Raw genomic sequence first — 25,094 nt, forward strand, 5'->3', positions numbered from 1 at the left:
TCTACCTACATGAAAAAAGACATCCAAATACCAGAAGTAACAGGTGTAGAAATGGCAGTTGTTTATGAATACAATGATATTTATAAAACTGATGATTGGAACGTGTACATTATCAACAACAAAAATGTTGATTTAGAAATGATGGTTATTGTTACACAAGGATTTTCTGACACCAAAATATCTTCTTTATTTCGTAAAAAATTAGACAAACTACCAGCAAATTCTTTTGCTAAAATAGAGTTAATTCAACCAGAATTATTTAAGTTAAATAATCGTTTTCAAGTTACTTTCTTTGAAGGTAATACTTTGTATGAAAAAACATATATGTTTAAAGAAAATACGATTAAAGAAGGTGGCTTAAGAATGATTGATGAAATTAAAAAACGTGGAATTTTAGCTAGTTAGGTTAATCAAAATCAGCTTCAAGCCTATTTATATTTGCAATATCTTTATTTAAGTATTTAATACTCACTTTTGGTGGAATTGAAATTTCTATACATGTTTCAGTAAATAGTAAATTATCTGTAGATAATTTAGACTGAAAATCATTAGCAACTAATAATGATTTTAAAATTAGTTTAAACATTTTCTTGTCTTTGTATTCTTCATACATAGTTTCAATTTCTTCTTTTGATACTTCTTTAAATCTACTAAAATGTATTTCTATTGATGGTGGGACAGAAACTCCAACAATTAATCTGTTGGTTTTAAAACCTGCCTTTTCTAAAAAAGGTAAAACATTAAAAACATCTTTAACGTAGTTTATAAATTTATCTTTTGTGCTTGTACCAATATCTCCTATTTTTGAAATTCCACTTTTAAATTGTTCAAAAACTTGGTCTGCTCCAACAGAAATTGATTTACTTGTTTTTTTAAGAATATTTTTATCTTTCATTCTACTTTATTACCCTAAAAATCCAATAACTAAATACAATAAAACAGTAATTACACCACCAACTAAAGCATAGGGTAGTTGTGTTTTTACATGGTCTATATGATCACTTGCAGAAGACATTGATGATATAATAGAAGTATCAGAAATTGGCGAACAATGATCTCCAAAAATACCTCCACCTAAAGTTGCTGCCACAACAATAGTAATATCTGCTCCATGAATATTAGCCATTGGTACAGAAATTGCCAACATAATTGCAAAAGTACCCCAAGAAGTTCCTGTAGAAAAAGCAATAAAAGAACTGATTATAAAAACTACTGCAGGTAATAATTCTGGAGATAGCCAATCTTTAGTTGCATTAGCAACATAAACACCTGTTTCTAATTCTTTACAAGCATCACCAATTGCAAAAGCTAACAGCATTAACAAAGCCAAAGGCATTAACTCACTAATTCCTTTTAAAGTTAAATTTACAGCTTCTTTTGGTTTCATAATTCCTTGTACAAAATACATAATCATTGCTACTAAAAGCGATGTAATTACAGCATATAAAACCGATGAAGAACCAGATCCTTCACCCATTGCTTGTTGTACATGATTTAAAAATGATGTTGATTCTTTTACAGCAGACCAACCTGTATACGCTAAATTTATTGGCATCATACAAACCATTACCAAAAGTGGCACAATCATATTATACGCTTTCGCTTGAATTCCTTCTTTTGGAGGAAAAGAAGTAATTTCATCAGAAATCATTGGTTTAGAACCCTCATTCATTAACAAACCTGTTTCTTTAGTTCTAATTTCTGCCTTTTTCATCGGACCAAAATCCTTCTTAAAAAGTATGATAAAAAACAAAATAGCAATTGCTAATAATGGATAAAAATTATACACAATAGAAGAAATCATTACCGAAAATGGTTTGTCTATTCCTTGAGTTAATAACAACCCCATAATAAAAGCTCCCCAAGCATTAAAAGGAATTAAAATAGAAGATGGTGCAGAACTAGAATCTGCTATATAAGCTAATTTTTCTCTAGGAATTCCTAATTTATCAAAAATTGGACGATATAAAGTTCCAACTGTTAAAGAACTAATACTTGTTTCTACAAATAATAAAAGTCCTGTAAATGTTGCCAAAACCTGCACCATAACTCTGCTATATCCAGATTTTTTTCCTTCAAGTTTTACCAATTTTTTATTGATGATATTTATAAAACCTTCTACACCTCTAGAAAACTGAATAAAAATTAACAAGGCACCCACCAAAGCACTAAACATTATGGTTCTAGTATTTCCTTTAGATTGAAAAACGTTTACCATTCCTTCAATCATTGCTAAAGTTCCGTCAATAGGATTCCAACCTTTTATTATTAACCAAGAAAACCAAATACCAAACAACAAAGCAATATATACTTGCTTGGTTCTTAATGCTAAAATAATGGCGATAATTGGTGGTAAAACTGAAAGAAATCCATATTCCATAAAAAGAGATTTTATTTTGCCTAAAGGTAACAATTATTAACACACATTATCAATTGTAATTTTGTAAATTGGTCACCAATTTATTACGATAATGTCAAAATTTTACACAAAACTTACCTCAAGACTTCAAAAGTTTATCGAAGTTCAAAAAATTTTCTTTGTAGCAACTGCTCCTGTTTCTGGACGCATAAATTTATCACCAAAAGGAATGGATTCCTTTAGAGTTATAGATGAAAACCGAGTGTTGTGGTTAAATGTAACAGGAAGTGGAAATGAAACTGCTGCTCATTTGTTAGAAAACAATAGAATTACCATGATGTTTTGTTCTTTTGAAGGTGCACCAAATATTTTACGCTTATATGGAAAAGGTAAAGAAATAAAAGAAGGTGATGACACTTGGAATGAATTAATAACATTGTTTCCAGAAACACCAGGAACACGTCAAATATTTGATATTACAATAGAATCTGCTCAAACTTCTTGTGGAATGTCTATTCCTTTTTATGAATATAAAGGCGAAAGAAACGAATTAAATGATTGGGCTACAGAACAAGGAAAAGAAGGAATTTCTAAATATTGGGAAGAAAAAAACCAAACAAGTATTGATGGTTTACCTACAAATATATTAGATTAATTTTTTCTTTAACAAAAATGTCTCCTCGAGCATTACAGAGTTTAAAATAGTTTTTAAATGAAAGTATCGAACGCAGTTCTCGAGAGGTTATTATTTAGGTTTCGACTGCGCTCAACCTGACAAAAATTAAAAAATGAACAATTTTTCATACTTCAACAGAGAAAATATTACCAAAAATTTACAAGAAACAGAATTTGATGTTTTAATTATTGGTGGCGGAATTACAGGTGCAGGAATCGCTTTAGACGCAGCTTCACGTGGAATGAAAGTTGCTTTAATAGAAAAAAACGATTTTGCTTCTGGAACTAGTAGTAAATCAACAAAACTAATTCATGGAGGATTGCGTTATCTAAAACAATTCGATTTTTGGTTGGTAAAAGAAGTGGGTACAGAACGTGCTATTGTCCACGATTTAGCACCTCACCTTGTTGTTCCAGAGAAAATGATTTTACCTCTTATAGAAGGTGGAACTTATGGTTCTTGGTTGACTTCTATTGGCTTAAAAGTATATGATATTTTAGCTTCTGTAGAAGGTGAAGACAAACGTAAAATGTTAGATAAAGAAGAGGCTTTAGATAAAGAACCTTTGTTACCAAAAAGTATTTTAAATGGTGCTGGTTATTATGCAGAATATAGAACAGATGATGCTCGTTTAACTATTGAGGTTTTAAAAACTGCATTAAACTATGATGCTAAAATGTTGAACTATGTTGAGGCTACCGATTTTATTTACGAAGAAAATAAAGTTGTTGGCGCTAAAGTAAAAGACAATATCTCTAACAATTCTTTTAATATAAAAGCAAAATATGTTGTGAATGCAACAGGTCCTTGGGTAGATAATTTGCGTCAGAAAAATCACTCTAAACAAGGAAAACGTTTACACTTAACAAAAGGAGTACATTTAGTTGTTGCTCATGATAAACTACCTGTTAAACAATCTGTTTATTTTGATATTCCAGATGGTAGAATGATGTTTGCAATTCCTCGTGGAAAAGTTACTTATTTTGGAACCACAGATACCAATTATCAAGAAGATAAAAACAATGTAGAAACTAATTTAGTAGATGCTACTTATTTAATTTCTGCTGTTAATAATATGTTTCCAGAAATTCATTTAACGCTAGATGATATTCAATCTTCCTGGGCAGGATTAAGACCATTAATTCATGAAGAAGGAAAATCTGCATCAGAATTATCAAGAAAAGATGAAATTTTTGTTTCAGATTCTGAATTAATTTCTATTGCTGGTGGAAAATTAACGGGTTATAGAAAAATGGCAGAACGAATTGTAGATTTAGTTGGTAAAAAATACAAACGTAGATTTGAGCATGAATTTGATGAGATTAAAACCAAAGAAATTGCTCTTTCTGGTGGAACTTTTAAAAATTATCAAGAAGTTTTAAGTTATACTGATGCTATTCAAAATAGAATTTCAGAAGTAGATTTCAATAGAAAAGATGCAGAATATTTAGTGCATAATTATGGAAAACAAACTGATATTATCTTGCAAAAATTTGATGATTTAATGCACGATAATATGCAAGAAAAAATGATTAAAGCAGAAGTTTGGTTTACCATTAATTATGAAATGACTTGCTCTGTAACAGACTTTTTTATGCGTAGAACTGGACGTTTGTTTTTTGACAGACCAAGTGTAGATTTGTATAAAAAACTGGTTTTAGAGTTGTTTAAAAAAGAATTTTCTTGGAATGAAATTACCCTTACACAACAACAACAAGAATTAGATAAATATTTAAAAGTTGCAACTACTTTTGAGTAAGTGTTTTTGTGTTTATGGGTTTTGTTTTTACAAATTCTGAAACGTTTATAGAATAAAATCCATTTGATGGAAATTTTCTATAATCTTCTACATGATAACCACCAACAACATATAAAGTTTCATTAAAACAATGTATTTTAGTTTCGTTTAAATTTAAATCTACTTTATACTCTTTTAAGAGGTTTGTTTTAGGTTCAAAAGTTGTTATTTTTCCTGCTTCCTTTAGGTAAATAAAATCATTATCTTTTGTAATAGCAGGTTTTTTCATCCCTCTAAAAAGGTTTCCTTCTTGTTTCCATTTTCCTGTCTTTAAATTAAAAGACTCTATTGTTGTAAATGCTTTTTTATTGAACCCTCCAAAAAAGTATAATTTATCTTTAAAAACAATTCCATTTACTTCTTTTCCTTTTGGCATTTTACTTAAAAAATACCAATAACCTGTTTCTAAATCGTAAAAATGAATATCATTAGAATACACAATATTTCCATTTTTATGCTTTTTTATAGAGCCACCAAAAACTATTATTTTATTATCGTATAAAACAGTACCAAAATCTACTGCTTGGTGTGGATTTGTTTTATCTTTTTTAATAGATAAATCTTTTAAAGAAACTACTTCTATTTGATTAACTAATAACTCTCTAGATTTCTTTTTAGATAGTTGTTTCCCTCCAATTAAAAAAACTGTGTCTTTATAAGAAATGGCATTATAATTGGCTCTATTAATTACTTTATCTTTACTAAGATTCCATTTTTTATCAGAAATATTATAGAATTGTATATCTCCTATATAATTGTTAAAACTAATAGGTTTTGGCTTTTGTAAAAACCTCATAATTTCAAGTTCATTACTAAATTGAACAGCTTCTAACCCTTCTTTATTTTTTTCTTGTTTACTAGAAACATCACCTCCAAAAACATATATTTTATTATTATTTAAAACTGAAGCAAAAGAATAGACCGCTTTTGGTAAATCTTGCAATTTTTTAAATTCTATTGCACTTTTATATTTTTTATTGGTGCTAATTTTTATGCCATCTAGTGTTTCTTGTTTTTCATGAAGATAAATAACTAGTGGTGTTTTATTTAAAGTAAAATTTATTTTTTGAGTTTCATATTTTAAGTGAGAAACAGAAAATGATATAATATTCTCATTTTTTAAATTGAAAGAAAACTCACCTTTAGAGTTTGTGTAAATGGTTTTATTAATGAAAAAAACATGAGCTCTTTCTATAGGTTCTTTCGTTTCAGAATCTAAAATTTTCCCTGTAATTTTTTGCGAAAAAGTAATTGAAGTAAAGAAAATAAATAAAAGTATAATTTGATTTTTCATAATATTATTTTTCTTTTTTACATCAAAAACTATACCTCTTTTAGAAATATTATTCTTCCTTTTCGTTGGCTTCAATATCTTCTGTTAAATCTAGTTCTCTTAAAGTAGGGTTTAAAGCTCCAGTTGCAACAACTGTAATTAAAGTCATGGTTCCTCCAAAAACTACGGCCATTACTGGTCCTAATATTTTTGCTGCTAATCCACTTTCAAAAGCACCAAGTTCGTTAGAAGAACCTACAAACATAGAATTTACAGAAGAAACTCTACCTCTCATATCATCTGGTGTTTTTAATTGTAAAATTGTTTGACGAATTACCATAGAAATTCCATCTGCAGCACCACTAATAAATAAAGCTAATATACTAACCCAAAAAATAGAAGATAATCCAAAACCAATAATACTTAACCCAAAAATAAAGACAGAAACCAGCATTTTTTTACCTGTATTTCTATTGATAGGAATATAAGTTGTTAAAAACATAGTTACAATACTTCCCATAGAAATTGAAGCATTTAAAATACCAAATCCTTCTGGACCAACTTTTAAAACATCTTGTGCAAAAACCGATAAAATTGCTACAGTACCTCCAAATAATACTGCTATCATATCTAAAGATAAAACACCTAAAATAGCTTTGTTTTGAAATACAAATTTTACTCCTGTTTTTAAACTATCCATCATAGGTTCTCCAATCTTTTTATTTAAAATTGGTTTCTTTTTAATTTGAAAAAGAACAATTAATGAAAGAATTACTAAAATAAAAACGAGCGATAATGTTTTATCTACACCAATCCAACTTATAAAAAACCCTCCAAACAAAGCTCCAGAAACAGAGGCTGTTTTCCATGTACTGGTGCTCCAAGTTGCAGCATTATGATATATTTTTTTAGGAACCAATAAAGCAACTAAAGAAAAAATTGTAGGACCAAAAAATGATCTTAAAAATCCACCAAAAAAGACCAAAGCATAAATAGAATATAAAATAGCATTTGTAGACCAGTTAGCAACAATACTTTTAGATGTTAAAAGAAATAACCCTAAACTTATTAAAGAAAATGCTGCAGTACAAATGGCTAATAAATTCCTTTTTTCGTTTTGATCTACAATATGGCCTGCAAATAAAGCCATAGAAAATGCTGGAATAATTTCCATTAAACCAATTATTCCTAAAGAAAGTGGATCTTTTGTTATAGAATATACTTGCCATTCTATAACAATAAATTGCATAGACCAACCAAAAACAAGTAGAAACCTTACAAATAAAAAAATATTAAATTCTTTTATTCTTAATGCTGCATAAGGATCGTTTTTAGCCATTAGTTAGCTTAATTTCATATCCATTAAAATAGCAAATGTTTGATTAATATCTTCTTCTTTTACAACAATAGTCATTTCGTTAGTAGTAGAAATAATTTCTTGTAAAGGAATATCTGCCCAAGCTAATTGCTTTAATATAAAATAATAAACACCAGATTGTTCTAAATTTTCTACAGGTAATTTTATTGTAATAGAAGCTAATTCTAACATACTATGTGTTAAAATTTCTTTTTCAAATATTTCTTGAACAAAAGGTTGTAAGTTTTTACTTGTAACAATATTTGTTTCAAAAATACCTTGAGAAACCGTTAAAAAGTAATCAGAATTTTCGGCAGATTTTGTAAGAATTTTTGCAATTTCTTTTAATAAAGAAGGAGTATTTTTAAAAGTAAAGTCGCACAAATCAGAACGTACAATAACATCACCTAAATCTAAAGCTAGTTTTTTAATGTTCTTTCTTATGCGTAATTCACTTGCAGGTGAAAGTCTGTTAATAGCCATCATTACTGCACCCACCTTAACATCTTTCTTTAAAATTGTAGAGACTTCTGGTAAAATAATTCTAGCTAAAGAAGAAACATTTATTAATTTTTCATTTAAAGCTTCTTCAATAAAAGGTGTTTTTCTAATTGTACTTTCTACTACTTCTTGTATTGTTTTCATAACTAATGTTTAAAAATTTATACGAATGTTCAAATTTAAACAATTAATCTAAATTATCTGTCAATTTTTTAAATTCTTTTTTAGGGTTTTTATGATTATATAAAATATTATAAACAGTATCTATAATAGGTGTTTTTGCTTCATTTTCTTCTTTCATTTTAAAGGCGCTTTTTGTTGCGTAAAAACCTTCAGCAATCATACTCATTTCCATTTGAGCAGATTTTACTGTATATCCTTTACCTACCATGTTTCCAAACTGTCTATTTCTACTAAATATAGAGTAACCTGTAACTAACAAATCTCCTAAATAAGCAGAGTTATTAATGTTACGTTTCATTTTATGTACTTTTTTAATAAAGCGTTTCATTTCTCTAATAGCATTACTCATTAAAACAGCCTGAAAATTATCTCCATAACCTAAACCATGAGCAATACCTGCAGCAACAGCATAAATATTTTTTAACATTGCAGCATATTCTGTTCCAATAATATCATCAGAAATTTTAGTTTTTATATACCAACTTTTTAAAGCATTGCTAATACATATTGCCTTTTCTTCATCTTGACATGCAATTGTTAAATAAGATAAACGTTCCATTGCAACTTCTTCTGCATGACAAGGACCAGTAATTACACCAATATTATTTAAAGGAATATTGTATTCTTTATTAAAATGTTCGCCAATAATTAAACCTGTTTCTGGTACTATACCTTTAATTGCAGAAAAAATAATTTTATTTTCTAAAGAAGTAGTTAACTTTTTTAATTCGCTAGTTAAAAAAGCAGAAGGTATTGCAAAAATTAATACATCGTAATTATCTATTGTATAATTAATATCACTAGACAAATCTAACTGATGTGCATAAACATCTGCAGATTGTAAATAGTTTGGATTGTGATCATTTTCTTTTATATGTTCAATTGCTTGTTCATTTCTCATGTACCAACCAATTGTATCTTTATTTTCTGATAACATTTTAACAATGGCAGTTGCCCAACTTCCTCCACCTAAAACTGCTATTTTCTTTTGTTCACTCATTAAAAAATTATTTTTATAAAATCAAAAGTAATAAAATTAGTATCTATTGATGAATGCTTTGCTAATTATTATATTTGTGATAATTCAATTCTCATGACAAAGAACAAAATATTATTATTTTTATGTGGTTTTTTCTTAATAATATCTTGTAAGATAGCACCAGTTAAAGTAGAAAAACAGTTGTTAAAAACTGAAAATAATAATTCTACAAAATCTGCAAATGTTTCTATTTTAAAAAAGGAATTTATAGTTGAAGGTTTAAACAATATAGCTCATAAAGTTTGGGTGTATTTACCTCCAAACTACCATTCTACTTCAAAAAAGTACCCTGTTATTTATATGCATGATGCCCAAAATTTATTTGATGTAACTACAGCTGCTTATGGAAAAGAATGGGGTGTAGATGAAACATTAAATCAACTTTATAAAAATACAGGTAAAGGTTTTATTGTAGTGGGAGTTGAAAATGGAGGTGATAAAAGAATTGAAGAATATACACCTTGGACACATCCAAAATATGGAGGAGGTAAAGGAGCAATTTACATAGATTTCTTAGTAAAAGAATTAAAACCTTATATAGATAAAAATTTCAGAACAAAAACAAAAGCAAAACATACTGCTATTGTTGGTAGTTCTTTAGGAGGCTTAATTTCTTTTTATGGTGGACTTAAATATCCTGATATTTTTGGTAAAATAGGGGCGCTTTCTACCTCTTTTTGGTTTTCTAAAAAAGTAAATAATTTTGCAAAAGAAAATGGAAATCAAAAGAAAATAAAACTCTATTTATTAATTGGTGGTGATGAAGGTTATACAATGTTACCTGATACTCAAAAAATGGAAAAATTATTAATTAAAACTGGTTTTCCTATAAAAAATTTAAAAACTAAAATTGTTCCTAAAGGACAACATAATGAGACTTTTTGGAATGCAGAATTTTTAGACACAATAACTTACTTATATAATTTATAAAATGAACGTACAAATAATTAACAAATCTAAACACGCAACTCCAAGTTACGAAACAGAAGGAGCAGCAGGAATGGATTTAAGAGCAAATATTAATGAAGCAATAACACTTAAACCTTTAGAAAGAGCTATTGTAAAAACAGGTTTATTTATTGCTTTGCCTGTTGGTTTTGAAGCTCAAGTTAGACCAAGAAGTGGTTTGGCTGCTAAAAAAGGAATTACTGTTTTAAACTCTCCAGGAACTGTAGATGCAGATTATAGAGGAGAAATTGGAGTAATTTTAGTAAACCTATCTAATGAAGATTTTGTTATAAATGATGGAGAAAGAATTGCACAATTAGTTATTGCTAAACATGAAAGAGCTGTTTGGAAAGAAGTTGAAGTGTTAAGTGAAACAGAACGTGGTGCTGGAGGTTTTGGAAGCACAGGTGTATAAATAAAATGGAAGAACCTAAATTACAAGCTTTAAGAATTTCTGCTAGTTGGCATGTAGAATGGAATCTTTTTTATGAAGTAGATCCTTCTAAAGAAACTATGGTTTATTTAGATTCTAGCTCTCTTTTACATTTAACTAATTATGCTTTAATGAGAGCTATAAATTTAGATTTTAGACCTGAAAATGATTTGAATGGCCATTTTTATTTAAGAGTTATAAATTTAACTGAAGTAATAAATAAAAAAGGTAATAAAATCTATGAAGGAGATTGGGAAAATTTATATTTTGAATTTAAATCTAAAAACAGATTAGAAATTGTTAACGAAATAGAACGATTGCTAATAGAAATTCCACCGTTTAAAAGTAAACTTTCACCGAAAAAATAATTTCTTTTTTTAGTCCTTCAATATTTTTGTTTTTTAATTAAAAAACAAAAATTATGATTTTAGGAGTTTCTGATTGGTTAAGTACAAAAATAAATGTTGAAGCAAAATTTATTAGAATTGGTTTTGTAGTAGCTGTATTACTAGCTGGTTTTGGTATTGGATTATACCTTATTTTATGGATTATAAAATTACTTTCTAAGTAATCCTTTTATAAACCTGACTCATCTTTCTTACTTTATCAAACAATAAATTATAAGGTAAGAAAGTATGAGAATAATACTTAAACCCTTGTTTTTTATAAAATAAAAAAGCTTGTGGTTGCTCATCCATAGTATCTAACCATATAATTTCATATTCTTTTTTAATAGCTTCTTTTTCTAACCATAAAAGAATATTTTTTCCTATTCCTTTACCTTGTGTTTTTTGATGCAAATAAATTCTATGTAATTTTACTTGTTTTTTATCTGCTAAACCTTCTAGTTTTTCATCCCAAATAATTCTTAAATTTCCTATAATTTCATCATTATATATTACAAAATAATAATCTGCATTTTCTTGAGATAATTCTTTTAAAATATGGTCTTTAGAATATTGAGAATTAATATACCAATCTCCTTTATCTTTCCAAAAATGACTGTAAGCTAAAGGATAAATTTCTTTCATTAAAGCAAACAAATCTGTATAATTTTGTTTGTTAATGTTTTGTAAAACAATTTGTTGCGTAATATTAATCATATATCAAAACTATTAAAGTTGGTTGGTTTTGTAAAAAAAACAGAAGTATTATACAATAAAAAAAAGTCTGTGGTATTTTATTGATAAAAAAAAACTGCTATAGATTGATTATTTCTATAGCAGTTAATAATAATAGTTAGAACTTTAAGTACTTATTCTTGATTTTCAATAGCAACTTTAATTTTTCCTTCTAGTTCTTCTGCTAATTCAGGATTGTCTTTTATTAATCCTTTAACAGCATCTCTACCCTGACCTAGTTTTGTTTCACCATAACTAAACCAAGAACCACTTTTCTTTACAATACCTAATTCTACACCTATATCTAAAATTTCTCCAACTTTAGATATTCCTTGTCCGTACATAATATCAAATTCTGCAATTTGAAAAGGAGGTGCAACTTTATTTTTTACAATTTTAACTTTGGTTGAGTTTCCAATAACTCTATCTCCGTCTTTAATTTGCGTTCTTCTTCTAATATCTAAACGTACAGAAGCATAAAACTTTAATGCATTACCACCAGTTGTTGTTTCTGGGTTACCAAACATTACACCAATTTTTTCTCTTAATTGGTTAATAAAAATAACAGTACAATTAGTTTTAGAAATTGTACCTGTTAACTTTCGTAAAGCTTGCGACATTAAACGTGCATGAAGACCCATTTTAGAATCTCCCATTTCTCCTTCAATTTCAGATTTTGGAGTTAATGCTGCAACAGAATCAATAACAACAATATCTATTGCTCCAGATCTAATTAAATTGTCTGCTATTTCTAACGCTTGCTCACCATGATCTGGTTGAGAAATAATTAAGTTATCTACATCTATACCTAAATTTTCTGCATAAAATTTATCGAATGCATGTTCTGCATCAATAAAAGCTGCAATACCACCCGCTTTTTGGGCTTCTGCAATTGCATGTAATGTTAAGGTAGTTTTACCTGAAGATTCTGGCCCGTAAATTTCAATAACTCTTCCTCTTGGATAACCACCAACACCTAAAGCCAAATCTAACCCTAAAGAACCAGATGAAATAGCATCTATATCTTCTGTTACTACATCTCCTAATTTCATTACAGAACCTTTACCGTAAGTTTTATCTAGTTTATCTAGAGTAAGTTGCAGTGCTTTAAGTTTCGCTGCTTTTTCTTTATCTTTCGCCATAAATCTTGCTTTTAAATTTTTAAAATAAGTGCGACAAGTTACAAAAATATAAGATTAATTTCCTAACAAAAAACAGTCAAATTTTTAGTATTTTTATACAAAGTACATGATCTATGAATTCTATAATTAATTTACAAAATAAAGAGTCTTTCGTTAAAATTGAAAATGGCGAATTAATTAGTTTTATTAAAAATGATAAAGAATATATTCATCAAAAAGGAAATAAAGGTTGGAGAAATTCTGACGATGAAATGTTTCCTGTAATTGGTCCAACTGTTAAAAATAATTTTAGAGTTCATACCAAAAATGGAGATGCTATTTTAGACCAACATGGTTTATTACGTGAACTTGATTATTCGTTAGTTTCTTCGGATGAAAATTCGGCTAAATTCATAAAAAAATATCTAAAAAACACTGCTGTTAAGAACAGTAAATTTCCAGTAAAATCTACTGAAGAAAATTTGTTTTGGCCTTTTAATTTTTCTTTTGAAAAGAATTTTACTTTAGAAAATAATATTTTAACTATAAAATTTATCATCAATTCTGAAGAAGGAATGCCTTTTATGTTAGGTTATCATCCTGCATTTATGTTATCTGATACAGGTAAAGAAACTTTAGAATCTGGGAAAGAAAAAATTACTTTATCAGATGTTTACAAAGCTGGTTCTAATGCTTTTCCGGTTTTAGGAACAAACAAAATTGTTTTAAAAAATATTGATAAAAACAATTTAGAAATAACCACAGAAGGTTTTCATAATTTTATGCTTTGGACAGAAGTTGATAATATGCTTTGTATTGAACCAATTACACAATATACTTCATATACAGATCAGAAATTTTCTGAAAAAAATATGAGTATTTCTAAAGGACAAAATATATTTACTGTAGCTATTAAAGTTTTATAATTTGATTAAAAATTTTAAATAAAATGATAAAATATACCTTAATTCTTAGTGTAATCTTACTTTTTTCTTGTAAAAACCAACCTACTAATAAAACAAAAATAGTTTCAAAAAATACTATAATAAAAAAAGAAAAGAAAATTTTAGAAAAAGAAACAATTACTTTTCCATCTAAAGATAATTTACCAATTACAGCAGATATTTATAAAATTAAAGAAACACCTATAACAATTTTATTGTGTCATCAGGCTGGTTATAGTAGAGGAGAATATAAAGATTCTGCTATAGAATTAAATAAATTAGGATATTCTGTATTAGCAATAGATCAACGATCTGGAAATACTGTAAATAATATAAATAACCAAACTGTAATAACTGCTAAAACAAAAGGTTTAGGTATTACTTACTTAGATGCTAAACAAGATATTGAAGCTGCTATAGATTATTTATATGAACAAAATGGAGGAAGAGAAATTTTGTTAGTTGGTAGCTCTTATTCTGCTTCTTTATCGCTTTTAATAGGTGTAAATAATTCTAAAGTTAAAGCAGTTGTAGCCTTTAGTCCAGGAGAATATTTTAAAAGTATAGATATAAATAAAAGTATAAGTAATTATAAAAAACCAATTTTTGTTACATCTTCTAAAAGTGAAAGTGCAAGTGTAACTACTTTAGTAAATAAAATAAACCCTATTTATTTAACGCATTTTATACCAAAAGTAAAAGGAATACATGGCTCTAGAGCTCTTTGGAAAACTACTGAGGGGAATGAAACTTATTGGACTTCTTTTAATAGTTTTTTATCTACTTTAAAAACTGAATAAATTGAAAGTAGAACATCGTCATTTTATTATTCACAAACCTTGGGGTATGATTTCTCAATTTGTAAATCCCCATTAAGTGGAAATAAATTTACAAGTTAAATGGTTTAAATTATATTACTTTGAAGGTAATTTTATTTAAAGTATTTTTGAAATAAAACTGTGAAAAGACATTATTACCTCTATTTATTATTTCTTTTTAGCTTAAATTTAATATCTCAAAACACTTACATCCCTGATAATAATTTTGAACAACAATTAATTAAATTAGGGTATGACTCTGGTCCATTAGATAATTATGTACCTACAAACAATATAAATGGTATTAAATATTTAAAATTAAACGTTGAAAATGTCTCAAATTTAACTGGGATACAAGATTTTATAGCCTTAGAACAATTTGAATTTACTTTAAGCAAAGTAACTGAGGTAAATTTAAAAACTTTAGTAAATTTAAAATACCTGTATTGTAGTGGAAATAATCTATTAAACATAGATATTTCAAACAATAAAGAACTTTTAAATTTATATATAGGAGAAAACTCTATTTCCGAAATTGATATTTCTAATAACATTAAATTACAAAAGTTAGACATCTCTAATAATAATTTTAAAGAAATCGATATTTCTAATAATCCAGAACTTGTATATTTAAATATTTCTGATAATAATATATCTGAATTAAATATAAACAACAATTTAAAATTAATTTATTTTTATTGTTTTAATAATAACATATCAAGCTTAGATTTAAAAAATCATAAAGATTTATTTGATATATCTTGTGGTAATAATCCATTAAATGCTATTTCTTTTTCACCTAATGGTAAACTAAATAACATAAATATTCAATCAACTTTAATTAATGAATTAGATTTGAGAACTCAACCAAATTTAATAACTCATATAGCATCATTTTTAAATATAGAAAATAACCCAAATTTAAAATGTGTTTTTGTAGATGATGTAAGTAGATTTAATACAGATATTTGGGATGCAATAAAAAAAGATGCACATAATACTTTTGTCTTAAATGAAACAGAATGTACTAAAATAACTTGTAATATTAATGTAGATATACTTAATGATGTTTCTATATGTGATAATTTTGAACTACCAACTTTAACAAATGGAAATTATTATACACAATCTAATGGAAATGGTACAAAACTAAATGCTGGAGATATTTTAACTTCATCACAAACTATATTTATTTACAATGAAGACCCTTCTAACAGTTTATGTTTTAATGAAACTAGTTTTATAATAACAATATCACAAACTCCTTTGGTAGATAGTTTAAGTGATATTACAGAATGTGAAAATTTTGTATTACCAAACTTAGTAAACGGAAACTATTATACACAATCTAATGGAAATGGTACACAATTAAACGTTGGTGATATTATAACATCATCTCAAACTATATTTATTTACAATGAAGACCCTTCTAACAGTTTATGTTTTAATGAAACTAGTTTCATAATAAATATTACACAAAAACCTTTAGTAGATAGTTTAAATGATGTTAATGAATGTGATAATTTTGAATTACCTAATTTAATAAATGGTAATTATTATACACAATCTAATAAAAATGGTACAAAACTAAACGTTGGTGATATTATAACATCATCTCAAACTATTTTTATTTACAATGAAGACTCTACTAATACAACTTGTTTTAATGAAACCAGTTTTAAAATAAATATTACACAAACACCTTTAGTAGATAATTTAAGTGATATTACAGAAATTAATAGTTATAGATTACCAAGTTTAACAAATGGTAATTATTATACAGAATCTAATAAAAATGGAACACAATTAAACGTTGGTGATCTTATAACTACTTCACAAACAGTTTTTATTTATAATGAAGATTCTTCTAATACAAACTGTTTTAATGAAACTAGTTTTAAAATAAATATTATTATAAAATTAGATATTCCAAATTATTTTACTCCTAATAATGATGGAATTAATGACTATTGGGTAATAAAAGATAACTATCAAATTAATGAAATTTTTATCTATAATAGGTATGGTAATTTAATAGCAAAACCAAATATAAATATAGGTTGGAATGGATATAGTAATGGAAAATTATCAATATCAAATTCTTATTGGTATTTGATAAATTTAAAAGATGGAACACAACAAAGAGGCTACTTTTCTTTATTAAAATAATGGTAATGAGTAAACATCGTCATTTTATTATTCACAAACCTTGGGGTATGATTTCTCAATTTGTAAATCCTGCAAAGCGTAAAAAAAAATTATTAGGAGATTTATACAATTTTCCTGATAAAACTATGGCTATAGGACGTTTAGATGTAGCTTCTGAAGGTTTACTTTTATTAACAACAGATGGTAAAGTTTCTGCAGAAATTAGATCTCAAAAATATGAGAAAGAATATTATGTACAAGTAGATGGAATTATAACTAAAGAAGCTGTAGAAAAATTAAAAACAGGTGTAGAAATTGGTTTTAATGGAAAAAAATATACCACAAAACCAGGAAAAGCCTTTTTAATAAACGATCCTAAATTTCCTTTAAGAAGTCAGAAAATTAGAGACGAAAGACATGGACCAACTAGTTGGGTTTCTATTATAATTAGAGAAGGTAAATTTAGACAAGTTAGAAAAATGACTGCTGCTGTGGGTTTTCCAACTTTACGTTTAATACGTGTTAGAATTGGAGAAATTAAATTAGATAATTTAGAAGTTAGTGAAGTAAAAGAAGTTACTACTTTAATGTAATTTATTTTTCTTTTAAATTGTATTTACTTTTTATATGCTTAATATCTTTAGCTTTTAAAATTGCATAAAATTTTCTAGGAGAAATTTTTAAATCTTTAGTAATATCACTTACTTTTTTCTTCCCTTTTTTATATAATTTTAAATTTTTATTTACTTTTTTATTAAAGTAAAATGCTTTTAATTTTTCTAAAACCTCTAATTCAGAAGTATTAGAATTATTCACATATTCTTTAATTTCTAATTTGATGTTAGATAAACTTTTTGCCATTTTTTTAAATTTTTAATTATTTTTTTTCTTTTTCAAATAGCAAAATATCTAAAAATATATTTTTAGATACATAATTATTAAATAGTTAACCAATATAATATATTTTTTATAAAGGATTACTTTTAATATTTATAGTGAATGTAACATTTATCACAAAATTAAATTTTGATTCTTTTTAATTTTGCTTTATGGACAATTCTAATACAACTTTATATATAGTAGCTGCAGTAATTATTTTACATTTTGTAGTTGGTTTTGGATACTTAGCTTATAAATTAATGAATAAGAAAAAGTAATTATTTTTCTTTCTTATTACTATAATTTTCAAAATACAATACACCTAATAAACTAGCACCAATTAAAATACCTCCTAAAGCATCAATTATTTTTTGACCTTTATAAATTGCATAAAAAGAAAACAATATTGATGCAATACTTATTATAATTATTAAATATTTTAATGGTTTACTCATAATTTACTTTTTATCCATTCTTATATGCGGAATTCCATCTTCTAAGTACTCCTCTCCTACTTGTTTAAATTGATGTGTTTCGTAGAATTTCTTTAAATATTTTTGAGCAGAAATAGTGATTTCATCAACATTAAAATGAGTTTTTATAGCTTTTATAGATGCAATCATAATTTTATGACCATAACCATACTTACGTTCAGAAGCTGCTACTACTACTCTACCAATACTAGAATTTTTAAAATAATCTCCTGGTTTAAAAATACGAGTATAGGCTACAATTTTATCGTTTTTATAACCAAAAATATGTAAAGATTTTTGATCTTTATAATCTACATCTTGGTATACACAATCTTGTTCTACAACAAAAACTTCAGATCTTAACTGAAGTATATTGTAGAGTTCTGTTGTATTTAATTCTGAAAAAGATTTTATAAAAAATTTCATTTAAAAAAGAGATTTCTCGATACAAATTTTCTCATACTTCGAAAATTTACTCGAAATGACATACTTAATAAATTTTTTATTTAACCAGCACAAGAAATTTTACCAACTCTGTTTTGGTGTCTTCCTCCTTCAAATTCAGTATTTAAAAATACATCTACAAAACCTATTGCTTGTTGTAAAGAAACAAAACGAGCAGGAATGGTTAAAACGTTAGCATTATTATGTTGTCTTGTTAATGCAACCAATTCATTATTCCAACAAAGTGCAGCTCTAATACCTTGGTGTTTATTAGCAGTCATTTGTGCTCCATTACCAGAACCACAAAGAATAATACCTAATGTTGCTTTTCCACTTTCTACAGCAACTGCTGTTGGATGTATTGAATCAGGATAATCCATAGAATCATTTGTATCGGTTCCAAAATTTAAAACTTTGTATCCTTTTTCTTCTAAATGTTTTATAATTTCGAATTTGTATTCTGTACCTGCATGGTCATTACCTATGGCAATTGTCATAATATTATAGTTTTATATTGTCATTTCAACTTTATGGAGAAATATTTATACTATTATAAATAGATTTCTCAATTCTACTACGTTTCGTTCGAAATGACAGCTAGTTACGTTGCAAAAATACAGAAACTAACGGTTATCAACAGTTATAAACAATCAAAAAAATAACTTTTTTAATAACCTTTTAATTTTTAGATAATTAGCAATATTACCTAAATGTTAAGAAGTATCAGTAAAGTTTTAAAACTATTTTTGGTAATTTAAAATATTATTACAATACAAGAAGTACTTTAACATATGCAACTTTTTTTATGAGTTTTTGATAAAAGTTTATCAACATAAAATTTACAATTTGTTTACATAGATTCAGTTATTAACTATTAAGAATTTTTGTTAATTTATGTTTATAACTATTGTTAATAACTCTAAATTTAAATTGATCTTTAAGCTTTTATGTTACTAATAAGTTGTCAATGATTTTTAATAACTCAAACAAAAAAATAAAAAGGTAAAATTTTATAGTAACTATTAACATACTATTATAACCATTATAGTTTTTTTAAATTTTTAAAAAGAAAAATAATTATAATATAGAATGTTGATAACTGTTAAAATAGTTAAATTTGTAGAAAAAATATATTATGAAAAAAATACTACTTTTTATTATGTGCCCATTCTTTCTTTTTGGGCAAACTCAGATAGGTGATAAAATTAATCAAAAATTAATTGGTGATAAATTTGGACAATCAACTAGTATATCTATAGATGGAAGTATTGTTGCAATAGGAGCTCCAGGTAATGATAGTAATGGTTCAGATTCTGGTCATGTAAGAATTTACAAAAATGAATCAGGAGTTTATACTCAAATAGGAGATGATATTAATGGAGAAGCTGCTGGAGATAACTCAGGTTTTTCAATCAGTTTATCTTCAGACGGATCTATAGTTGCTATAGGTGCTCCTGGAAATGATGGTAATGGATCAAGTTCAGGTCATGTACGTATTTATAAAAATATAAATAATGTTTGGACACAAGTAGGTTCTGACATTGATGGAGAAGCTGCTGGAGATAACTCAGGTTTTTCAATTAGTTTATCCTCAGATGGATCTATAGTTGCTATAGGTGCTCCAAATAATTCTAGTATTGGTTCCCTTGCTGGACATGTAAAAATTTACAAGTATAAATCAGGGGTTTGGACTCAAATAGGGAATAATATAGAAGGTAACTTACCGTTAAGTAAGGCAGGACAATCTGTAAGTTTATCTTCAGATGGAAGTATAGTTGCAATAGGTGCTCCTTTTAATTCACAACAAGGTTCTTTTTCAGGTTATGTAAAAGTTTATAAAATTGAGTCTGGAGTTTGGACTCAACATGGTAGTAGTCTCCATGGTATAGAAAATGATCAATTTGGTTGGTTTATTAATTTATCCTCAGATGGATCAACTATAGCTATTTGTTCTAATACTCAAAATTATGTAAAAGTTTATAAAAAAGAATCTAATGGTCTTTGGATACAAAAAGGAGAAACTATTAATGCTAATAATATACAAAATCAAGGAGGTTTCTCAATTAGTTTAAGTTTATCTTCAGATGGAAACATTTTATTATTAGGAGAACCTAAGAATAATAATTCTAAAGGAGATGTAAATATTTATAGATTTGAATCAGGAGTTTGGAATAAAAAAGGTAGTACTATTTCTGGAAGCTCGGAATCTGATAATTTAGGTTTTTCTGTAAGTTTATCAGAAAATGGAAATAATTTTATAACAAGTAGTATTAATTTTAATACAGATAAGAGTTATGTAAAAATATATAATTTAAATGATATTCCTTCTTATAATTATTATCCTTTTAATCAAATTGGTGCTTCATTAAATGGTGATAAAACTTTTGATAATTTTGGTACTAGAGTTAGTTTATCAGAAAATGGTAAAACACTTGCTATTTCTGCAGTTTTAAATGGTTTAAATGCTTTTAGTTATGTAAGAGTTTATAAAAATGAATCAGGAGTATGGACTCAAATAGGATCTGATATAAAAACAAATATAGAAGGAGATGGTGTAGGATTTAATTTAAAATTATCTGCAAATGGTAATGTTTTAGCTTTAAGTTCTATAAATAATACTGTTAGAATTTATGAAAATATTTCAGGTGAATGGGTACAAAAAGGGAAAAATATAAATGGTGATATTTTTACTCATTATACTCAAGATGGTATAGATTTATCTTTTGATGGTAATATTGTTGTTATAGGTGAATCAAGTAGTTATAATATAGATTTAGGTAGTGTAAAAGTATATAAATTTATTTCTGATACTTGGACACAGATTGGTAATTCTATAGAAGGAAAAGAAGGAAATGATCATTTAGGTTATAGTGTAAGTATTTCATCTAATGGAAATATTATTGCTATTAGTGCTCCTAATCTTTCACATGAAAATATTGGTTTTGTAAGAGTTTATAAAAATATTTCTAATTCTTGGGTACAAATTGGTAGTGATATTTTAGGAAATAATAATTGGGAATTATTTGGAAATAGAGTTCGTTTATCAGGAGATGGTAATGTTTTAGCATTATCTATTAATAATTATAATAATGATTTAGGACAAGTTAAAGTTTTTAAAAATGAATCTGATAATTGGGTACAAATAGGAGATAATATTAATGGAGAATTTACTAATGATAAATTTGGAAGTGATCTTAGTTTATCTGGAAATGGAAATATTTTAGCAATAAGTACTCCTTTAAATGATGGAAATGGTTCAAATTCTGGTCATGTTAGAGTATTTAAAAATGAATCAAATGCATGGGTTCAACAAAAAAATGATATAGATGGTATTATTGATAATGAAAAATCTGGTTCAAGTATAAGTTTATCTTTAGATGGAAAAACTTTAGCTATTGGTGCTCCAGGAAATAATATAATAGCTAATTTAGCTGGACAAGTAAGAGTTTATGATTTATCTTCAATAGTTTTATCTAACAATAAATTTCAAACAGAATTATTTAAAATTTACCCAAATCCTAGCTCTAAACAAATTACTATTCAAATAAATACTTTAGACTTTAAAAAAGCTAGCATTTATAACAGTTTAGGTCAGTTTGTAAAAAGTAGTAAAGAGCTAACTATAGATATTTCTAGTTTATCTAATGGTATTTATTTTTTACAAGTTGAAACAACACTATCAAAATCTAGTAAAAAGTTAGTTGTAGAATAATAAAATATGAATTTATAAAATGGTTTAATAGAAATGTTAAACCGTTTTTTTTTCAGCTTTAAAATATTTATTTTCTATAGAATTTTATTAATTATTTATATAATATTCTTTTATTTTTATTAAAAATAATATATTTATTAAAAATAAAAACTATGAAAGAAATATTATTACTTTTTATTTTATACCCTTTCTTTCTTTTAGGACAAACTCAAATAGGATTAGATATAAATGGAAAATCTGAATATAGCTATTTAGGTAAATCTATAAAGTTAAATTTTGATGGATCTAGAATAGTTATTATAGGTTCTGTTCTTAAAGATAATAATTTATATTCTAGCTACGCAAGTATTTATAAAATTGAAAATGGTAATTGGGTTCAATTTGGGCAAGATATTTTTAATAATTATTATGAAAGTGCTGGTTCTACGAGTACAATTAATTTAAATTTAAATGGAACTATTGTTGCTTTTGTAAATTCTTCAGATGTAAATGTATACAACAATAAAAATGGAACTTTAAGTAAAATTGGAGAAACATTAGAAATAGATATTAATTTAAATTATATAGGATTTCCTTTAGTTAGTTTTAACGAAGATGGTTCTTTATTAGCAATAAGAAGATTTTATAAAGAAGGAGTAGGTAGTAGTTCAATAATTAAAGGTATTATTAGAATTTATAAAAATAATAATGATAATTGGGTTCAAGTTGGAAATGACCTATATGGAGATTCTGATGTTTTAAATACTGGTTTTAATGTAAATTTTAATAATGAAGGTTCTATAGTAGCTATTAGTGCTATGAAAAATATAAATCAAGGTCAATTAGATTTAGTTCATGTAAATGTATATATAAATGAAAATAATCTATGGAAACAAATAGGAGAATCTATTAATATTAATGCTAATTATCCTCTAAATTCATCACTAAGTATAAGTGGAGATGGCAGTACTATTGCAATTGGAGCATATAATAGTTTAGATAAACCTAGAACAGGATACGTTCATGTTTTTGAAAATACACAAAATGAATGGATAATAAAAGGTAATGCTATTAATGGAGAATTTCCTCATGACCATTTTGGCTCATCAATAAGTTTAAATTCTGATGGTTCTATTATTGCAATTGGAGGAAAATATAATGATGAAAACGGAATAAATTCTGGTCACACAAGGATTTATAAATATAATAATAATTGGAACCAAGTAGGAGTAGATATAAATGGTGATTTTTCACAAGATGAATTTGGTAGTTTTGTAAGTTTAAGTTCCGATGGTAGTAAAGTAGCAATAAGCGCATTAAAAAATGATAGTAATGGTACTCATTCAGGTCAAGTAAAAGTTTATGATTTAAGTACAGTTTTATCAACAGAAAAAAATAGTATTTCAAACTTTACTATATATCCAAACCCAGCATCAAATCAAATAACTATTGAAATAAATAACTCTAATTTAAAAAAGTTATCTATTTATAATAGTCTAGGTCAGTTTATAAAAAGTAGTAAAGAGTTAACTATAAACACTTCTAGTTTATCAAAAGGAATATACTTTTTACAAATAGAAACAGAGAAAGGAAAAGCGTCAAAAAAGTTAATAATAGAATAAAACCTAAACCGTTTTCTTTTCAGCTTTTAAAAGGTATAAAGTATCTTTTTGAATATCTACCGTTTTTTCTGTAGTTTCAATTTTATTTAATGAAGTATTTACCGTTTTTACAGTAACTATAATTCCTGTAAGGAATATAACTGCAAATAAAACAATAATTTTACGTAGATTTTTCATCTTAATAATAGTAACTCTTTCTATAAAGACGCATCAATTTATAAAACGTTACAAATTTTTTAAGATTTTTTTAACTTAATGAGACTTAATTTTAAGAAGTCTTTATGACGAACTTAAAATTAAGTTTCATTAATCCTGATTTTAAGAGGGATCTTATCTTATTTTAAAGATATTAATTGATAATAAAGTTAATGGCTTTTTCTATAATTTTTACAGTTACTTTTCCTGTTCCAATTAATTCTCCATCTGCTTGAATAAATGGTTTTGTAGTTTGCGGAATTACAGTAATTTCTTTGGTTTTATAAGTTTCAATCTTTTTATGATGTACAATTTTACCAGAATATAATTTAGGTAAATTAAAAACCAAATCTAATAAATGTAATTTTTTTGCAATGGTTACATCAAATAAACCATCTGTAGAATTCACATTTTTTGTAAACTGCATTCCCCCTCCAGAAAATTTACAAATCCCAAAAATTGTCATTAAACAGTTGGTTTCAATTACTTTATCATCAAAAATAATTTTAAAAACAGATTTTTTATACAATAATAACCCTGCTAAACCACTTAATAAATACGCTATAGAACCAAAACGTTTTAAAGTTTTAAGTTTATTAACAATATAACCATCATAACCTAAACCAGCTACATTATTAAAATAAGAAACAGAATTATTATCAGTTTTTAAAACACCAATATCTTGTAAAATTGTTTTTTTCTGATGTATAATTTCTACTGCTTTTGCTACGTTATTTGGTATGTTATAGGTTTTTATCCAATCGTTTCCAGTTCCTTGAGGAATTACTGCAATAGTTATATCAGAAGTTTTTACATACCTTTGCAGCATTATTCCGTTAACAACATTGTGTAATGTTCCATCTCCGCCAACGGAAATAATATTTCTAAAACCATTTTGAATTGCTTTATCTACCAACTCAATTTCGTGTTTAGAAAACTGTGTAAAAGCAAAAGAAAAGTCAATTTTCTTGTTGTTTAATAATTGTTGAATTTCTTCCCATTGTTTAGAAAAGTTCCGATTTCCAGAAGTAGGATTAGCAATTATAAACCAAGAATTAGACATAAATAAAA

27 protein-coding genes are annotated in these 25,094 nt (G+C 26.3%); 13 read left to right on the top strand and 14 right to left on the bottom strand.

The genetic code is table 11. The annotated features are described in order from the left end of the window. The first annotated feature begins 9 nt into the window (after positions 1-9). Positions 10-405 (top strand): hypothetical protein, encoded by a 396-nt coding sequence (locus MPF13_RS02020; RefSeq protein ID WP_249980641.1) that lies wholly within the window; start codon positions 10-12, stop codon positions 403-405. A gap of 1 nt (position 406) precedes the next feature. Here the strand turns inward: MPF13_RS02020 and MPF13_RS02025 are convergent, their stop codons facing one another. Together MPF13_RS02025 and MPF13_RS02030 are read right to left on the bottom strand one after the other, a co-directional pair. After that, positions 407-895, bottom strand: coding sequence for a hypothetical protein (locus MPF13_RS02025; protein WP_249980642.1), 489 nt, complete (start codon positions 893-895; stop codon positions 407-409). A 9-nt stretch (positions 896-904) separates the two neighbouring features. Then, on the bottom strand, positions 905-2,380 hold the full coding sequence (locus MPF13_RS02030) for a Na+/H+ antiporter NhaC family protein (RefSeq protein ID WP_249980643.1): 1,476 nt from the start codon (positions 2,378-2,380) through the stop codon (positions 905-907). Positions 2,381-2,471: 91 nt separating this feature from the next. Between MPF13_RS02030 and MPF13_RS02035 the strand changes: the two genes are divergently transcribed. Then, positions 2,472-3,014: a pyridoxamine 5'-phosphate oxidase family protein gene (locus MPF13_RS02035; RefSeq protein WP_249980644.1), complete on the top strand. Its 543-nt coding sequence runs from the start codon at positions 2,472-2,474 to the stop codon at positions 3,012-3,014. Positions 3,015-3,147: 133 nt separating this feature from the next. Continuing rightward, complete coding sequence (locus tag MPF13_RS02040; protein WP_249980645.1) at positions 3,148-4,794, top strand: glycerol-3-phosphate dehydrogenase/oxidase; 1,647 nt, start codon at positions 3,148-3,150, stop codon at positions 4,792-4,794. Here MPF13_RS02040 and MPF13_RS02045 read toward each other — a convergent pair. Genes MPF13_RS02045 through MPF13_RS02060 form a run of 4 tightly spaced genes read right to left on the bottom strand, consistent with a single transcriptional unit; the run spans position 4,781 to position 9,147 of the window. Further along, positions 4,781-6,127, bottom strand: coding sequence for a Kelch repeat-containing protein (locus MPF13_RS02045; protein WP_249980646.1), 1,347 nt, complete (start codon positions 6,125-6,127; stop codon positions 4,781-4,783). The two genes, MPF13_RS02040 and MPF13_RS02045, sit on opposite strands and share 14 nt — an antisense overlap. A 49-nt stretch (positions 6,128-6,176) precedes the next feature. Continuing rightward, complete coding sequence (locus MPF13_RS02050; protein ID WP_249980647.1) at positions 6,177-7,445, bottom strand: MFS transporter; 1,269 nt, start codon at positions 7,443-7,445, stop codon at positions 6,177-6,179. A gap of 3 nt (positions 7,446-7,448) precedes the next feature. Further along, the gene (locus MPF13_RS02055; RefSeq protein WP_249980648.1) at positions 7,449-8,108 is read right to left on the bottom strand and encodes a hypothetical protein; all 660 of its coding nucleotides are present in this window, start codon (positions 8,106-8,108) and stop codon (positions 7,449-7,451) included. 43 nt (positions 8,109-8,151) lie between these two features. Next, on the bottom strand, positions 8,152-9,147 hold the full coding sequence (locus MPF13_RS02060) for an NAD(P)H-dependent glycerol-3-phosphate dehydrogenase (protein WP_249980649.1): 996 nt from the start codon (positions 9,145-9,147) through the stop codon (positions 8,152-8,154). Positions 9,148-9,240: 93 nt separating this feature from the next. Between MPF13_RS02060 and MPF13_RS02065 the strand changes: the two genes are divergently transcribed. From MPF13_RS02065 to MPF13_RS02080, 4 genes are read left to right on the top strand one after another with little or no spacing between them, the layout of a single operon-like run. Beyond that, positions 9,241-10,116: an alpha/beta hydrolase gene (locus MPF13_RS02065; protein WP_249980650.1), complete on the top strand. Its 876-nt coding sequence runs from the start codon at positions 9,241-9,243 to the stop codon at positions 10,114-10,116. 1 nt (position 10,117) lies between these two features. Further along, on the top strand, positions 10,118-10,549 hold the full coding sequence (dut, locus tag MPF13_RS02070) for a dUTP diphosphatase (protein ID WP_249980651.1): 432 nt from the start codon (positions 10,118-10,120) through the stop codon (positions 10,547-10,549). Positions 10,550-10,554: 5 nt separating this feature from the next. Further along, positions 10,555-10,935 carry a hypothetical protein gene (locus tag MPF13_RS02075; RefSeq protein ID WP_249980652.1) on the top strand — a complete coding sequence of 127 codons (381 nt, stop codon included), beginning with the start codon at positions 10,555-10,557 and terminating at the stop codon, positions 10,933-10,935. Between the two features lie 53 nt (positions 10,936-10,988). Continuing rightward, on the top strand, positions 10,989-11,138 hold the full coding sequence (locus MPF13_RS02080; RefSeq protein WP_249980653.1) for a PspC domain-containing protein: 150 nt from the start codon (positions 10,989-10,991) through the stop codon (positions 11,136-11,138). Here the strand turns inward: MPF13_RS02080 and MPF13_RS02085 are convergent. Together MPF13_RS02085 and recA are read right to left on the bottom strand one after the other, a co-directional pair. Beyond that, positions 11,131-11,670, bottom strand: coding sequence for a GNAT family N-acetyltransferase (locus MPF13_RS02085; protein ID WP_249980654.1), 540 nt, complete (start codon positions 11,668-11,670; stop codon positions 11,131-11,133). The two genes, MPF13_RS02080 and MPF13_RS02085, sit on opposite strands and share 8 nt — an antisense overlap. A 152-nt stretch (positions 11,671-11,822) precedes the next feature. After that, the gene (gene recA / locus MPF13_RS02090) at positions 11,823-12,830 is read right to left on the bottom strand and encodes a recombinase RecA (RefSeq protein WP_249980655.1); all 1,008 of its coding nucleotides are present in this window, start codon (positions 12,828-12,830) and stop codon (positions 11,823-11,825) included. A 113-nt stretch (positions 12,831-12,943) separates the two neighbouring features. Between recA and MPF13_RS02095 the strand changes: the two genes are divergently transcribed. The 4 genes from MPF13_RS02095 to MPF13_RS02110 all read left to right on the top strand — a co-directional run bounded on the left by MPF13_RS02095 (position 12,944) and on the right by MPF13_RS02110 (position 17,312). Continuing rightward, positions 12,944-13,735 carry an aldose 1-epimerase gene (locus MPF13_RS02095; protein WP_249980656.1) on the top strand — a complete coding sequence of 264 codons (792 nt, stop codon included), beginning with the start codon at positions 12,944-12,946 and terminating at the stop codon, positions 13,733-13,735. A 23-nt stretch (positions 13,736-13,758) separates the two neighbouring features. Further along, entirely contained in the window at positions 13,759-14,553 is a 795-nt protein-coding gene (locus MPF13_RS02100) for a serine aminopeptidase domain-containing protein (protein WP_249980657.1), read from the top strand. 159 nt (positions 14,554-14,712) lie between these two features. Beyond that, positions 14,713-16,740 (top strand): T9SS type B sorting domain-containing protein, encoded by a 2,028-nt coding sequence (locus tag MPF13_RS15635; RefSeq protein ID WP_249980658.1) that lies wholly within the window; start codon positions 14,713-14,715, stop codon positions 16,738-16,740. A 5-nt stretch (positions 16,741-16,745) separates the two neighbouring features. Then, on the top strand, positions 16,746-17,312 hold the full coding sequence (locus tag MPF13_RS02110; RefSeq protein WP_249980659.1) for a pseudouridine synthase: 567 nt from the start codon (positions 16,746-16,748) through the stop codon (positions 17,310-17,312). 1 nt (position 17,313) lies between these two features. Here MPF13_RS02110 and MPF13_RS02115 read toward each other — a convergent pair whose 3' ends face one another. The 4 genes from MPF13_RS02115 to rpiB all read right to left on the bottom strand — a co-directional run bounded on the left by MPF13_RS02115 (position 17,314) and on the right by rpiB (position 19,012). Beyond that, positions 17,314-17,580 carry a hypothetical protein gene (locus MPF13_RS02115; protein WP_249980660.1) on the bottom strand — a complete coding sequence of 89 codons (267 nt, stop codon included), beginning with the start codon at positions 17,578-17,580 and terminating at the stop codon, positions 17,314-17,316. Between the two features lie 296 nt (positions 17,581-17,876). Further along, entirely contained in the window at positions 17,877-18,053 is a 177-nt protein-coding gene (locus MPF13_RS02120) for a hypothetical protein (protein WP_249980661.1), read from the bottom strand. A 3-nt stretch (positions 18,054-18,056) separates the two neighbouring features. Continuing rightward, on the bottom strand, positions 18,057-18,497 hold the full coding sequence (locus tag MPF13_RS02125) for a GNAT family N-acetyltransferase (RefSeq protein WP_249980662.1): 441 nt from the start codon (positions 18,495-18,497) through the stop codon (positions 18,057-18,059). An 80-nt stretch (positions 18,498-18,577) separates the two neighbouring features. Next, complete coding sequence (gene rpiB / locus MPF13_RS02130; RefSeq protein WP_249980663.1) at positions 18,578-19,012, bottom strand: ribose 5-phosphate isomerase B; 435 nt, start codon at positions 19,010-19,012, stop codon at positions 18,578-18,580. A 638-nt stretch (positions 19,013-19,650) separates the two neighbouring features. Here rpiB and MPF13_RS02135 point away from each other — a divergent pair. Together MPF13_RS02135 and MPF13_RS02140 are read left to right on the top strand one after the other, a co-directional pair. Then, entirely contained in the window at positions 19,651-22,227 is a 2,577-nt protein-coding gene (locus tag MPF13_RS02135) for a T9SS type A sorting domain-containing protein (protein WP_249980664.1), read from the top strand. A gap of 152 nt (positions 22,228-22,379) precedes the next feature. Next, positions 22,380-23,828: a T9SS type A sorting domain-containing protein gene (locus MPF13_RS02140; RefSeq protein WP_249980665.1), complete on the top strand. Its 1,449-nt coding sequence runs from the start codon at positions 22,380-22,382 to the stop codon at positions 23,826-23,828. Positions 23,829-23,831: 3 nt separating this feature from the next. On the opposite strand, the gene MPF13_RS02145 is transcribed toward MPF13_RS02140, so the two are convergent. Then, positions 23,832-24,005, bottom strand: coding sequence for a hypothetical protein (locus tag MPF13_RS02145; RefSeq protein WP_249980666.1), 174 nt, complete (start codon positions 24,003-24,005; stop codon positions 23,832-23,834). 172 nt (positions 24,006-24,177) lie between these two features. Next, a complete protein-coding gene (locus MPF13_RS02150; RefSeq protein ID WP_249980667.1) occupies positions 24,178-25,086 on the bottom strand; it encodes a diacylglycerol/lipid kinase family protein in 909 nt (302 codons plus the stop codon). Positions 25,087-25,094 lie beyond the last annotated feature (8 nt).

The sequence above is a fragment of the Polaribacter sp. Z022 genome (genome assembly GCF_023555495.1).
In the GTDB taxonomy this organism is placed as follows: Bacteria; Bacteroidota; Bacteroidia; order Flavobacteriales; family Flavobacteriaceae; genus Polaribacter.

Excerpts from the sequence above, each read along its gene's own strand:
- MPF13_RS02020 (WP_249980641.1), top strand. The coding sequence starts at position 10 with ATGAAAAAAGACATCCAAATACCAGAAGTAACAGGTGTAGAAATGGCA.
- MPF13_RS02025 (WP_249980642.1), bottom strand. The coding sequence starts at position 895 with ATGAAAGATAAAAATATTCTTAAAAAAACAAGTAAATCAATTTCTGTT.
- MPF13_RS02030 (WP_249980643.1), bottom strand. The coding sequence starts at position 2,380 with ATGGAATATGGATTTCTTTCAGTTTTACCACCAATTATCGCCATTATT.
- MPF13_RS02035 (WP_249980644.1), top strand. The coding sequence starts at position 2,472 with ATGTCAAAATTTTACACAAAACTTACCTCAAGACTTCAAAAGTTTATC.
- MPF13_RS02040 (WP_249980645.1), top strand. The coding sequence starts at position 3,148 with ATGAACAATTTTTCATACTTCAACAGAGAAAATATTACCAAAAATTTA.
- MPF13_RS02045 (WP_249980646.1), bottom strand. The coding sequence starts at position 6,127 with ATGAAAAATCAAATTATACTTTTATTTATTTTCTTTACTTCAATTACT.
- MPF13_RS02050 (WP_249980647.1), bottom strand. The coding sequence starts at position 7,445 with ATGGCTAAAAACGATCCTTATGCAGCATTAAGAATAAAAGAATTTAAT.
- MPF13_RS02055 (WP_249980648.1), bottom strand. The coding sequence starts at position 8,108 with ATGAAAACAATACAAGAAGTAGTAGAAAGTACAATTAGAAAAACACCT.
- MPF13_RS02060 (WP_249980649.1), bottom strand. The coding sequence starts at position 9,147 with ATGAGTGAACAAAAGAAAATAGCAGTTTTAGGTGGAGGAAGTTGGGCA.
- MPF13_RS02065 (WP_249980650.1), top strand. The coding sequence starts at position 9,241 with ATGACAAAGAACAAAATATTATTATTTTTATGTGGTTTTTTCTTAATA.
- dut (WP_249980651.1), top strand. The coding sequence starts at position 10,118 with ATGAACGTACAAATAATTAACAAATCTAAACACGCAACTCCAAGTTAC.
- MPF13_RS02075 (WP_249980652.1), top strand. The coding sequence starts at position 10,555 with ATGGAAGAACCTAAATTACAAGCTTTAAGAATTTCTGCTAGTTGGCAT.
- MPF13_RS02080 (WP_249980653.1), top strand. The coding sequence starts at position 10,989 with ATGATTTTAGGAGTTTCTGATTGGTTAAGTACAAAAATAAATGTTGAA.
- MPF13_RS02085 (WP_249980654.1), bottom strand. The coding sequence starts at position 11,670 with ATGATTAATATTACGCAACAAATTGTTTTACAAAACATTAACAAACAA.
- recA (WP_249980655.1), bottom strand. The coding sequence starts at position 12,830 with ATGGCGAAAGATAAAGAAAAAGCAGCGAAACTTAAAGCACTGCAACTT.
- MPF13_RS02095 (WP_249980656.1), top strand. The coding sequence starts at position 12,944 with ATGAATTCTATAATTAATTTACAAAATAAAGAGTCTTTCGTTAAAATT.
- MPF13_RS02100 (WP_249980657.1), top strand. The coding sequence starts at position 13,759 with ATGATAAAATATACCTTAATTCTTAGTGTAATCTTACTTTTTTCTTGT.
- MPF13_RS02110 (WP_249980659.1), top strand. The coding sequence starts at position 16,746 with ATGAGTAAACATCGTCATTTTATTATTCACAAACCTTGGGGTATGATT.
- MPF13_RS02115 (WP_249980660.1), bottom strand. The coding sequence starts at position 17,580 with ATGGCAAAAAGTTTATCTAACATCAAATTAGAAATTAAAGAATATGTG.
- MPF13_RS02120 (WP_249980661.1), bottom strand. The coding sequence starts at position 18,053 with ATGAGTAAACCATTAAAATATTTAATAATTATAATAAGTATTGCATCA.
- MPF13_RS02125 (WP_249980662.1), bottom strand. The coding sequence starts at position 18,497 with ATGAAATTTTTTATAAAATCTTTTTCAGAATTAAATACAACAGAACTC.
- rpiB (WP_249980663.1), bottom strand. The coding sequence starts at position 19,012 with ATGACAATTGCCATAGGTAATGACCATGCAGGTACAGAATACAAATTC.
- MPF13_RS02135 (WP_249980664.1), top strand. The coding sequence starts at position 19,651 with ATGAAAAAAATACTACTTTTTATTATGTGCCCATTCTTTCTTTTTGGG.
- MPF13_RS02140 (WP_249980665.1), top strand. The coding sequence starts at position 22,380 with ATGAAAGAAATATTATTACTTTTTATTTTATACCCTTTCTTTCTTTTA.
- MPF13_RS02145 (WP_249980666.1), bottom strand. The coding sequence starts at position 24,005 with ATGAAAAATCTACGTAAAATTATTGTTTTATTTGCAGTTATATTCCTT.
- MPF13_RS02150 (WP_249980667.1), bottom strand. The coding sequence starts at position 25,086 with ATGTCTAATTCTTGGTTTATAATTGCTAATCCTACTTCTGGAAATCGG.